Here is a 13,003-nt window from a genome sequence, read left to right as displayed (position 1 = left end):
GATCCGGGCGGGGGCTTCGTTCATGAGAGCGTCTCGATCGGCACTTCTCCGAGAAGATTGAGAACGACCTTCTCCAGTGCATCCTGGCCGAGTCGCCTGAGAGACGAAAGGTGACTCTCGGGGACGTCGATCAGTACACAGGTGCGCATGTTCTTCCCCGATTCAAGGAACCAGAGATAGCACCTGAACGACCTTTCCCCCACAGATTCACGATATCCGTTCTCCAGCAGGGGCATGAAGACGTGAAGTCCGTTCCTGTCCACGCGGCCGGTGGAGATCAAAGGATCCAACCGGGCGTTCAAGAACGCACTCCTGGGGTCATCGCGGATTGCGAGGAGTTCCGAGTATGAAGCAACCATCACTCCATACTCGCCCGTCACCAGTCCAGACTGTTCCATAGGTCATCCATGCTCTTGCTGCCGCCTCCACCGCCGCCGCCGTCGAAGTCGTCAAACATGCTCATGTCCCTCCGGTGGCGCTGAATGGCAACCCGTGTGCTCCATTGGATCTTGCTGTTCGGGTCATCCGCTCGCCGTGCAAGCTCAGCTACCCGGTGGTTACCCTGAACCACCGTGTTGAGCTCATTGAGGGTGATGAACTCTCCGTCATTCGGATTGTTGATCGCGTTGAGGAAATCATCATCGGAAAGGTCGCGAAGCGGATTGAGGCGCGATTCGGATGTGCCATGCGCCGGCTTCGCCATGTGCAGTTCCTGCACGGTGGCCGAGCAATTGTGAACCAGGACCGGCGTGGCCCCCGCCAGCACATAGTACGTGTGCTCGCTGGCGACGGTGAGGTTGCGGACCTTCTTCTGCTGGGTCCACCGCTTGACTTCGGTGACCTGGACCCACGTACCGGATGAGGTGCGGAGCGATTCACCGGCCGTGAGCTCCGTGGCCTGGAGCCACTTGCCGAGGGCAGGGGCCCAGAACGGGTGCCCGTCGGTTGCCGTCAGCTTCTCGGAGGCATCCCCCTTGGCGCCGTCGGTGTCGATGGTGATCTCGACCAGGTTCTTCTGGCCTTCGCCGACGATCTGAGCGACGACCGGCTGAGTCTCCACGGTGCCCGACTCGGCGTTGGACGCCACGACTTCGTCGCCGAGCTGGACGTCCTCGATCGGCTTGGACGAGCCGTCCGCCATCAGGACCTTCGTGCCGGGTACGAAGCTGTTGCAGGTCTCGCCCTTCTCGCCACCGCCGCTGCGGCTGCTGCCGCTGTCGTTGTCCTTGGCCGCGGACTTCTTGGGTCCGTCGGCCTTCTTGGTCTCGGCGGCCTTGGACGACTTGCCGTCGCCGTCGGCCTTCTTGGCCTTCGTCGCGGAGGCCTTGCCCTGCTTGGCGGCTGTTGCCTTGGCTTCGTCGGCCTTCTTGGCGGCTGCGGCTGCCGCTTCTTGCGCGGCGCGCCTTGCCGCTGCGGCTTCTTCCTCCAGTTTTCTGGCGCGTTCGGCGGCTTCCTCTATCTGGCGTTTCCACTCGGCCAGGTCCTCGGCGTACTTGGCCATGGCCTGTTGGTAGCGCTCGACCCGCGCGAGGATGTCCCGTGCCAGTGCGAGCTTCTGCGACCAGCTGTTGAAGGCTTCCCAGGCGCGGTCGAGTGCCTTGAGGATGCGCTTGGCGCGGCCTGCGAAGGGCAGTGCGGCGTCGAGGGCCAGGCTGGCGCAGGCGCCCCATGATCCGCTGAGGCAGTCGCGGATGTCGTTGTAGCCGGAAGCGTCCTTGAGGATGCCGAGGGCGATTTCGAGGGCGATGTCCAGGGCGCTCTTGCCCTGGATCATGCGGGCCCAGGCGGCTTCGGCGTCCGTGAAGTCCTTGACGGGCATCGTGGGAGGCGCGATGGACAGGCCGCTGGGGTCGCTGTACGTGATCGGCGAGTTGTTCGCGTAGGCGTACGGGTTCTGCTGCTTGGGCTCGCTGTAGTCGACGATCGGGTCGACGGAGAGGAAGCGTCCCGTTGCCGGGTCGTATTCGCGTGCGCCGAGGTGGACGGTGCCGATGGTCTCGTCGATCTCGCCGCCGACGAAGCCCTTCTGGCCCGGCCACACCGACGGTGCGGTGCCGCGGACCTCGCCGTACGGGGTGAACTTACGCCGGGTGACCGCTCCGGTCTTGGCATCCACCGCGGTGGTCGCCGTCCCGTTCTTGTCGCCCATCAGGTACGACGTGCTGATGACGCCGTCCTTGGCCGTCTTCACCATCACCGGGCCGGCCGGGTGGGCGTAGTAGCGCGTGCCCTCCAGCTTGCCCGCGGCCGTCAGCTTGACCTCGGTGCCGGGCAGGTAGAGCGTGGTGCCGGTCTTGTCGCGCTTGATGAGGCGGTTGCCGCCGGCGTCGTAGACGAAGGATGTGGAGTCGGTGCCCTTGGTGACCTTCTCCACCTGGCCGCTGGTGTCCCACTCCCAGTTCTGCGTGTCTCCCTGGATGGTGCGGGTCTTGGTGTTTCCGGCTGCGTCGTAGCTGTAGGACTCGGTGCGGGATCCGCCGGGTCCGGTGGTGTCGACCTTATTGAGCCTGTTGGCGCCGGGCTGGCCGGGGGTGCCGTAGGTGTAGGTGCGGGTGACGTCCTTGGTGAGGTCACCGGTCGGGCTGTGCTGGATCTCCTTGGTGCGGTTGCCCGCGGCGTCGAAGCTGTAGGAGCTCCAGTACGGGTTGGCTCCGCCGACCTGCGGCTTGGACTCCGGCCCGGCCGCGCCCGGCTTGGCGGCGCAGTCGTCTGTGGCCGTCCAGGCCTCGTTCATACGGCGCAGGTAGTCGTAGGCGAAGCACTGCACGTCGGCAGTGGGGGAGGTGCCCTCCTTGTCGGTGATCTTGAGGATGTTGCCGACCGCGTCGTAGTCGTACGACGTGTCGTTGATCGCTGCCGGTGAGCGTTCCTGGCTGTTGACGGTGCGGGTCAGGCGCCGGTTCTGCTCGTCGTAGAAGTTCGACTTGTAGACCTGGGCTCCGGCGGGGCCCGCGTGGGTGCGCAGGACGTCGCCCATGGGCGAGTAGTCGACCTTGTCGACGAAGGTCTTGCCTTCGATGCCCATGACGGTGGGCAGCTCGAAGTGGTTGTACTTCATCGTGGTCAGCTCGATGGGCAGACCGGCCACGGCCGGCTGCTCGGTCCACTCGGTCAGACCGGTGTTCTCCCGGTAGCCCGAGGTGAACGCGTAGGTGCCGCCGAGCGCACCCTCCGAGGAGGGGATGGTGATCTTCGTCCCGGTCGGACGGTATGCGTTGTCGTACCCGGTGACTTCCTGGGTGTAGGCCTTGTCGCCCACGTACCTGGTGGACGCCACCGGCAGGCCGATGGCACCCGGCAGCGTGTCATACGTGGCTGAGGTCAGCTTCGGGCCCGTGATCGAGCCCTCGTGGGTGGCGACGACACGGCCGAGCGCGTCGTACTCGGGAGCGACGGTCTTGCCGCGGGCGTCGGTCATCGTCGCCAACCGGTCGCCCTGACCGTAGGTCATCGTGGACGTGCCCTTTTCGGGGTCCGTCTGCTTGGTCTGGCGCCCGCGGATGTCGTACTCGAAGCCCCACTTGTCGCCGGCCTGGTTGACGACCGATTCCAGCTTTCCGCGCTGGTTGTAGGCGTAGGTGGTCTTGTCGTAGGCGCCGGTGGGGGAGTCCGAGCGGTAGTGGCGGAGCTCGGTCTTGCGGCCGGCTCCGTCGAGGAAGGCCCGGGTGGGGGTCTCTCCGGTGGGCGGGTCGACCGTGATGTTGTCGCCGCCGTAGGCGGTGGTGGTGCGGGAGGTTTCCTCGCCGCGCTTCCGCGAGATCTGGGCGGTGGAGCGGCCCGAGCCGTCGTACTCGGTCACCGTGGAGGACGGGACCTCGTTGTCGCGGGGTGCGAACTGGACGCCGGAAGCGTCGCCTGCGGTGTAGTAGGCGCCGTTGGACTTCCAGACCTGGCCGAGGCTGTTGTAGAAGGTGTCGCTGATGATGCGTCCGCCGGCCAGGGCTTCCATCTGGGTCTGGCGGATGCGCAGGCTGCTGTCGTAGATGTCGTAGCTGGTGCGGTACGTACCGTCATCCAGCAGCGCCTTGTTGGTGATGACGACCGGACCATCGGTGCGGACGTCGTACGAGAAGATGCCGTTCGGCGACTTGGCAGTGGGGTTCCGCGAGGGGGACCACACCTTGGCGAGACGTCCGAGGGCGTCGTACTCCATCGTCTGGCGGCGGCCGTTGGTGTCCTGCTTGGCCAGGATCGAACCACGACCCTGATCGGTCTCCGTGGTCTGGGTGTGACCGGCGTGGTTGGTGGTCACGACCTTGGTGACGATCTGGCCGGAGGCCGGGGTGTAGTCCAGCTTGGTGACCTTGCCGAACACATCCGTGCTGGTCTTCGGGCGGCCGTAGGCGTCGAAGGTCGCGCTGCCGTCCACCTGGTACTGCGGAGTGCTGCCGGAGTAACCGGTGAGCGACTCGGTCGACTTCAGGTTGCCGGCCGCGTCATAGGACATCCGCTTGTCGGAGGTGACATCCGCGGGACGCTGGACGTTGGCGGCGTCACAGGCCTTGGCGACGGTCTCGGCGCGCTTCTGGCGGGCGATGATCCAGCGGGTTTCGTCCGCGTCGTACTCGTAACGGGTGCAGCTGTCGTCCGAGGGGTCCGCGACGTCACCGAGGTTGGACACCTGCTGGGCGAAGCCCCTGGTGTCGTAGTCCGTCTTCATCGCGGTGCGGCGCCAGCCGCGGCCGTCGGAGAGGAGGATGCGGGACTGGACGCCGGTGGTCTGCTGGACGAAGGACTGTTGGGGCTCGATGTCCTCCTCGGGGACCTCGCCCTTACGGAGGCGGGTGGCGGTGGGTCCGTGCAGCCAGGGGGTGTAGGTGGTGGCTGCTTCGAGGGCGCCGCCTTCGCCGTTGTAGGCCAGGACCTCGCGGGTCTGGCCGGCGTAGAGGCGGTGGTCGTCGATCTCGTTGCCCTCGGAGTCCTTGACCTTGACCGACTTCTTGCCGCCGTCGGGGGCGGCGCGGTCGCCGTCCAGGCCGCGGAAGAAGAGGGTTTCGGTCATGGAACGCTTGTCGGGGGCTGCGCCGATGTATGTCTTGACGCGTTCGTAGCCGCGCCATTGGGACCAGGTGCGCGTCTTGGGACGCATCATCTCCGTTTCGTCGTCGAAGGCCCAGGCGGGCTTTCCGAGGAACTGGTAGGAGGTGGTGCGGGTGGGTGAGTTGCCGTTGCGGTCTTCTTCACGGACGGAGTCCACGATGTGCTTGTGGAACCAGTCGGTGGAGTAGATCTTCCGCTCGCGCTTGGGGTCGGTCGGGTCCGGGAGTTCGGAGATGACCGGGTAGCAGCGGAGGGTGTTGTTCTCGGGTGAGGCCGGCATGACGCGCGGGTCGGCGACGCGGCACTCGGGATCGGCGTAGTTGACGGCGATGGTCGAGCCGGTCTCGGTGTCGATGGCCTCGATGCGGTACCGCTTGTAGGGGACCTTGCCGTCGCCGTTGCCGTCGACGCGGTTGTCGAGCTGCTTGCCGCGGAACTTCACCGGCGGCAGTTCGATCGCGGTGCCGTTCTTGCCCACGTGGCGGATCTCGGACAGCCACAGCGGGTAGTCGGATCCGTCGCCCGTCATCGGGAAGTCCTGGATCAGGTTCCAGGTGTCGACCGGCTTGTGGGTGGTGCCGTTCCACACGAAGGTGCTGACCTCGGTCAGCCGCTTGCGGCTGAAGAAGGTCGGGGTGAAGCGGCCCTTGCACTCCTCGCCGGATGCGCAGAGCTGGTCACCGGGGGTGTCGGGCCATTCCTTGGCGATGTTCCAGTCGACTTCCGGCTTGAGCTTTGCCGGGTCACAGTCGAACGAGGTGGTCTTCAGGCAGCGTTCGGCAACGGTGAACTTCACCTGGGCCGGGGCGTTGGCGAACAGGTTGTCGCTGCGCAGGCCGTAGGAGATGCGGTCGAGCCAGCCGGAGCGGTCGTAGGCGCGGGCGGTGGAGCCGCCGGCGATCTTGTAGTTGGAGCCGTAGTAGTTCTGCTCCTTCTGGTACCAGTACGTCATCGCGTTCCCGCGGGGGTCCACGACGTAGTCGAGGTTCCACCGGTAGGCCTGGTTGCAGACCGCGTCGGCGAAGGTGGCGTTGTAGCAGGGCTCACCCGGATGGTTGGCGTAGACCGGAACGTTCCAGGTCGAGTTGGTGACGGGCTTGCCCGTCGCCCAGCCGTCGAGCTTGTTGAGGCCGAAGTAGAACTGGATGCCCTGGGGGTTGGTGAACCGCCAGTGCTCGCCTTCCTTGTCACCGTTGTCCGCTCCGGACAGCAGCTCCAGACGCGAGCCGTCGTCCTTCGCCGGACGCCACTTCTTGGTCTTGTCGTCAAGGACCAGCGGGGTCGAGCCGCCGTTGAGGGACATGGTGACCATCGGGGCGCCGTGGCAGAGGTCGCCGGTGTCGTCCTTCGGGTTGTTGAACCCGGAGCCGGCACGCTTGTCCTGGCTGCAGGGGACGTAGCCGCGCTCGATGTAGTTCGAGGCGAGATCCCAGCCGTCACCGACCCAAGAGGTTTGCTGGGCCGAGGCGTTGGTGCGGCCGTCGATGTTCGCGCTGGAGTAACCCAGCGACAGCGACGGGCTCGGGCCGCCCAGGGAGGCGGGGATGTCCAGGGGGTAGGACCAGGAGAAGTCACCCGCGGAGCCGCCGGCCTGCCAGGAGCCCGAGGCGCTGAGTGAAGTGGCCTTGTAGGTGCCGTTGGCACCCGACGCGCCCGGGGAGGCGGCCAGCGTCATGCCGCCTGCGGCAGCAGCCGCGGCCGGGGCGGCCATGAACGCGGAGGCGCCGGACTTGCCGGCGGCGGCGGGAGCCGCCTTGGCCGGGGCCTCGAAGGTTGCGACCAGCTTGCCGGTCTTGGGGTCGTTCTTCGTGGTGACCGGGAAGCTGCCCTGGCATTCGGGACGATTCGGGGTGGTCAGTGCACAGGTCGGGATCGCAGAGAACTGCAGCCGGGAGCCCCAGCTGCCGCCGTACGCGTTCTTGAACGCGGCGTAGTCCAGCTCCACCGACACCGGGGCGGAAGTCTTGCCCGCGTCGGTGCGGTTGACGTTCAGGAGAAGGCTGTTGGCCAGGCCGGCGCGCTTGGCGGCGGTCTGGTCGAGCAGGTCGACCTTCAGCTTGACGTCGGTCGGAGCGGCAGCCGGAGTCCCGGCCGCCATGGACCGCTTGGCGGGATGGTCGGTGGACGCCGCGGTCGGGGTGACGGCGGAGACCGAGACGGGCAGCTTGCCCGCCTTGACCAGCTTGCCGGCCACACCGGTGTCCTTGGCCGGGAGACCGAAGGCCCCACCGATGGCCGACTTCAGCGCAGTTTTTTCAGCCCTGGGCGCGTCAGGTAGGGCAATTTCGGCCGAGCCTGCCGCAGGCCAGGCGATCTTCGGTGCGGACTTCCACGCCTTCGTCTGCGATTCGGCGGGGCCGGAAGCCGGCTTGCCCTTGACGTTCTCGCCGTTGACCTTCGTCAGCTTCTGCAGGCCCGGCAGCTTGGCACCAGAGGCAGCGGACGCCTCCACCACCGTCATGCCACTGGCGAGCAGTGTGGTGGCCAGCAGCGGTATCGGCCACCGCCAGACACGCCTCGAAGACGCACGCATGGCGTGCGCCTGGGATCGTCTCAAAATTCGAACACTCCCCGTCGGATCGCGCGAATCACAGTGATTTCGCGCTGTTGATGAAACGCGCTGAATTTAACAGCGCGGGATCGGGGGCGTCGATTATTTGGTGGGGCCGCCAGGGTCGGCTCGCGCCACATCGTCGCTGGTGCGAGCAGGTAAGTGGAACTTCTTATTCGGAATTTTTGATTCCGGTGAACGCCTGATAAAGGGCTGTGGCCGCGGGTGGGTTCATGGGGCATCGCCTCGAATTTCCGAGGCGGTGGGTGCTACAAATCAATCGAACACATGGGACCTGTCGGCTGATGGCTGAATTTCGGCCTCCGCTTAGAGGTTCAACCGATTGTTTTCGGTCGCACCTGAGAAGGGGTTGCCGGAAACCGACCCGAGGACTCAGTCAGTGAGACCCTTCCCGACACGGGACCGCCTCGCGGGACCGCCCTCCCGCAGGGCGCCCGTACTTACCCTGGCGACCGCGCTCGTCGCCACCCTGATCGGCGCGATACCCACGGCCGCCGCAGCCGCACCGGCCGTGGCCTCCGCCGCGGCCAAGGCCAAGCCCAAGCCGCCCGCCGCGACCGAGACGGAACGCACCGTCAAGGCGAGTGCCGAGGCCAAGCGCACCGGCAAGCGCGTCGAGATCATCTCCCAGCGCACCGAGAACGAGGAGGTCTGGGCCAACCCGGACGGGACCTTCTCCGCCGAGCAGGCGCTGGTGCCGATCCGCGTCCACCGCGGCGGCAAGCTCGTCCCCGTGGACACCCGCCTCGCCAAGCAGAAGGACGGCCGGATCGCCGCCAAGGCGACCCGCACCGCGCTCAGCTTCTCCGGCGGCGGCAAGGCCCCGCTGGTGACCATGCGCAAGGACGGCCGGGACATCACCCTGACCTGGCCGAAGCCGCTGCCCGCCCCGACGGTCGACGGCAACAGCGCCACGTACGCCGAGGTCATCAAGGGCGTGGACCTGCGGGTCGCCGCGGACGCCACCGGGTTCACGCACCAGCTGGTGGTCAAGAACCGCGAGGCCGCAGCCAACCCGGAGCTCGCCTCCCTCACCTTCGGCCTCAAGGGCAATGGAGTCACCGTCCGCAAGGAGGCCAACGGCGAGCTGCTGGCCGTCGACCCCGCGGGCCAGGCCCTGTTCAGCTCCGCCAAGCCCCAGATGTGGGACTCCGGCGCGGACAAGCCCGCCGCACAGCCCGCCACGTCCGGTGCGAAGGCCGCGCCCAGTGCCAAGGCCGCAGCCCCCGCCACCGACGCGACCCCGGCGCCTTCCGCCGACCGGGTGCCCGCCGTCGACGGCATCTCCCTCGGCAGCAAGCAGGCCGACCTCGGCGTGGCGCTGAAGGGCGACAAGCTCACCCTCACCACGGACCGGACGCTGCTGACGGCCGCCGACACCACTTACCCGGTCGTCATCGACCCGAAGTGGCGGGACGACTGGAAGTCCGCCTGGACGGTGGCCTACAAGCACAACGGCATCGCGGGCACCGCCGACACCAACTACTGGAACGGCGGCACCCTCAGCAACGACGCCCGCGTTGGCTGCGCCAAGGACGCCGCGAAGAACAACGCCGTCGTCTGCGCCAAGACCTTCTTCCAGGTCGGCATGGGCGCCCTCCACGGCAAGATCATCAAGGATGCCACCCTGCGCATCCAGCAGAAGTCGGCCGGCTCCTGGAGCTGCAAGTCCGGTGACATCCAGGTCTGGGACACCGGCACCATCTCGAAGTCCACGACCTGGAACAACCAGCCGGACTGGTCGCGCCTCGTCGACGTCTCCGGCCAGTCCTACGGCGGCCGTAACTGCCCCGGCGACGGCGACACCGTCGAGCTGAGCGTGACCTCCGCGGTCGCCGACGCCGCCCGGTACAAGTGGGGGTCCTGGACGCTGGGCCTCAAGTCCGCCAAGGACACGGTCGACGTCTCCTGGCGCAAGCTGAACCCGGACAGCGCCCGCATTTCCACGCTGTACAACACCGCGCCGACCGTTCCGACCGAGCGCTCGATCGACCCGTACGTCCCCTGTGAGGGAGGCGTGTTCGGCAAGACGGACGAGGTCGTCCTGCGGGCCAGCGTGAGGGACACCGAGGACACCAAGGTCTGGGCCGAGTTCCACTACTGGAAGGCCAGCGACTACGGCACCCTCAAGAAGAAGCTCGTCGAGGTCAAATCGGGCAACCCCGCGTCCCTTCGGATCCTCGCCGACGACCTCGCCGACACCCCCTACAGGTGGGACGTACGGGCCACCGACGGGTCCGACGCGGGCCCCTGGGCCGGTCAGTGCCAGTTCAGCATGGACCCCAACGCCCCGAGCTCGAAGCCGACGGTGAGCTCGACGCAGTTCCCCGCGGACAATCCGGAGAACCCCACCCTTGCGCGCACCGAAGGCACCTTCGACGTGACGGCCAACGGGGTCACCGATGTCACCCGGTACCAGTGGCACACGGAAGGCGACCCCACGGTCCGGACGGTCAACGCGACCTCCACGGGTGGTCCGGCGCAGATCAAGTACACCCCTGTCGCGGCCGGTCCGAACTCCCTCTACGTGTGGAGCCTCGACGCCGCGGGCAACAAATCCGACACCACGGTGTACCACTTCCACGCCAAGCGCCCGCCGGAGCGGGACAAGCATGGTGACACCAACGGCGACGGCCACACCGACATCTGGAGCGTGGACCCGGGCGACGGCAGGCTGTGGACGGTCCCCGGCAAGGGTGCCGGCGCCTTCGGCACGCCCTGGCAGACCAAGCACGGTGAGTTCGCCAACGCCCGCTCGCTGACCCAGTGGGGCAGTTGGAACGAGGGTGACTACTACGAGGACCTCATCGCCCTGCGCCCCTCGGCCGACGGCAGCCGCCAGGAGCTGTACGTCTACCGCGGAGCGGGCAACGGCGAACTCGAGGACCCCTATGCCAGCGCGATAGAGCTGGACGCCTTCGACCGCAACGACCACTGGGGCCAGGCCGAGCAGGCCCTGGCCATCGGCAGCGTCAACGACGACGACGGTGACGGCCAGATCGGCGAGAGCGACCAGGCCGACCTGCTGGTGAAGACCGGAGCCGATCTCTGGCTCTACTTCGGCTCGGGAGCCGGGAAGATCGACCCGCGCGGCTACGACCCGATCCTGCTCGGCAACGCCGACTGGCAGGACATGAACCTGATCGCGCCCGGCGACCTCAACGGCGACTCGCTGCCGGAGCTGTGGGCCCGTAACAAGACCACCGGCAAGATCCACCAGTACACCAGCCGCAAGACCACCGACCCCGAGGCGAAGGTCGCAATCGACCTGGCCGTGTACGGGGATGCCGCCGTCCGCGCCGGCTCCATCGGCTCCGACTTCACCGGCACTGCCTGGCCGCACCTGACCAGCGTCGGTGACTTCGAGAAGGACGGCTTCCCGGACCTGTTGTCGCGCGACAACAACGGCGTGATCTACGAATTCCCGGGCCACCAGCCGGTCAACGGCGATGGCTTCGGCGCACCCCGCCAGATCGCCCTCAGCGGCACCCCGTGGACCACCTGCGAGAGCGTGCTCTCGGCGGTCTCCGGTTCGCACCAGCTCTGCGGCCCGATCCTGGCCAAGTTCAAGGCCAAGGGCGGCACCGCCTGGGCCAAGCCCTCGGGCAACGTCGCCAACACGGCCGACGGCGGCAAGTACATCCACCTGCGCGGTCCCGGCCGCACCAGTGACAACATCTCCATCTACTGGCACCCGAGCACCGGCGCCTGGTCCGTCGAGAACGGCATCCGCGCGAAGTGGTTCAGCCTCGGCGCGGAGAAGGGCTTCCTCGGCTACCCGACCTCTGACGAGAGCACGACGTTCGACCAGGTCGGCGCGTACACCACGTTCACCGGGTCCGGCGGCAACGGCGCGATCTACTACTCGCCCGAGTTCGGTTCCTGGTCGATCCACGGCGGCATCTACAAGAAGTACCTGGAGACCGGCGGCCCGAGCGGCTACCTCGGCTACCCGACCACCGACGAGACCAACCACACCGACGGCAAGGGCCGCTACAACCACTTCCGCAAGCGCGGCCAGACCGCCGACACCGGCTCCATCTACTGGACCTACGCCAACGGCCCTTGGCCGGTCCACGGCAGCATCCGCACCAAGTGGATCGCCCTCGGGGCCACGGCCAGCCACCTGGGCTACCCGCTCTCGGGCGAGTACGAGGTCTACGGCGGCCCCCGCGAGGACTTCGAGAACGGCTACATCCGCCACAACCGCACCAACGGCATCACCCTGGACCACAAGCCGGCCGACCGCACCGCCCACCTGCGTACGGACCTGGCCGGTGACTTCAATGGCGACGGCCGGGACGACATGGCCACGGTCTACGACCACGGCAACCAGACCACCGCGCTCTACTCGCTGCTGGCGCGGCCGGACGGCGGCTTCACCGAACCCGTCCTCGGCTTCAACAGCGGCAACGGCCACTTCTCGTACGCCCACTCCCAGTGGGTGACGGGCGACTTCAACGGTGACGGCCGCGACGACCTGGCCGCGCTGTACGGCTACGACAACGGCTCCAACGGCATGTTCACCTTCCTGGGCAATGCCGACGGAACGTTCACCGAGCTGCCGCGCAGTGCCTACGTCGCTGCGGGCAACTGGGAGGCGAAGAAGGGCCGGATCACCGCCGGCGACTACGACGGCGACGGCCGCGACGACGTGGCCATGTTCTACGACCAGGGCAGCGGCGCCACCGGGGCCCACACCTTCCTGTCGAACCCCGACGGCACCTTCAAGGCGTCCTTCGCCAGCTGGCGGTCGGCCAACAACGCCTGGAACTGGAGCCTGTCCAAGCAGGTCTCCGGCGACTTCAACGGCGACGGCCGGGACGACATCCTCTCCGTCTACTCCAGCCCCACCGCGGTGACCGCGTACACGCTGCTCGGAAAGGTCGGCGGCGGGTTCGCGAACCCCGTCGCGTCCTGGACCCGGGCACCGGCCAACTGGAACTTCGCCAAGAGCCGGTTCACCTCGGGCGACTACAACGGCGACGGCCGTGCCGACCTGGGCGTCCAGTACGACTACGACAACGGCAGCGCCGGCCTGTTCACCATGCTGGGCAAGCCGGACGGCGGGGTCACCAACGAGGACTTCCGCAGCTGGTTCGTCGAGGACGGCAACTGGTTCTCGTCCTCCACGGGCAACGCGGTGTCCGGCGACAGCGACGGCGACGGCCGCGACGACATTGCGTTCATGTACAACTACGCCGTCGGCGCGTCCGCTGCATTCACCTTCAAGGCCCGCACCGACGGTGGTTTCGAGAACCCCCTGAAGAGCTGGTACGCGGCCCCCGGCACCTGGTGACCACCAGAATCCGACCGCTGACCGCATAAGCTGACGCATAAGACGAGGAAGCCCCCGCCCGGAAATCCGGGCGGGGGCTTCTTCATGCATGT

At 67.2% G+C, this 13,003-nt stretch carries 3 protein-coding genes; 1 reads left to right on the top strand and 2 read right to left on the bottom strand.

Annotation, left to right across the window (positions count from 1 at the left end):
• Positions 1-20 precede the first annotated feature (20 nt).
• Both ABT123_RS15260 and ABT123_RS15255 read right to left on the bottom strand, forming a co-directional pair.
• Entirely contained in the window at positions 21-380 is a 360-nt protein-coding gene (locus ABT123_RS15260) for a hypothetical protein (RefSeq protein ID WP_351313538.1), read from the bottom strand.
• Positions 377-7,573 carry a polymorphic toxin-type HINT domain-containing protein gene (locus tag ABT123_RS15255; protein ID WP_351313535.1) on the bottom strand — a complete coding sequence of 2,399 codons (7,197 nt, stop codon included), beginning with the start codon at positions 7,571-7,573 and terminating at the stop codon, positions 377-379. The genes ABT123_RS15260 and ABT123_RS15255 overlap by 4 nt, the downstream gene beginning before the upstream one ends.
• Positions 7,574-7,991: 418 nt before the next feature.
• On the opposite strand from ABT123_RS15255, the gene ABT123_RS15250 reads away from it, so the two are divergent.
• Entirely contained in the window at positions 7,992-12,911 is a 4,920-nt protein-coding gene (locus tag ABT123_RS15250) for an FG-GAP-like repeat-containing protein (RefSeq protein WP_351313532.1), read from the top strand.
• Positions 12,912-13,003: the final 92 nt, after the last annotated feature.

The organism is Streptomyces sp. NPDC002054 (assembly GCF_040296685.1).
Classification (GTDB): Bacteria; Actinomycetota; Actinomycetes; order Streptomycetales; family Streptomycetaceae; genus Streptomyces.
This window is presented reverse-complemented; position numbering and strand designations above follow the sequence as displayed.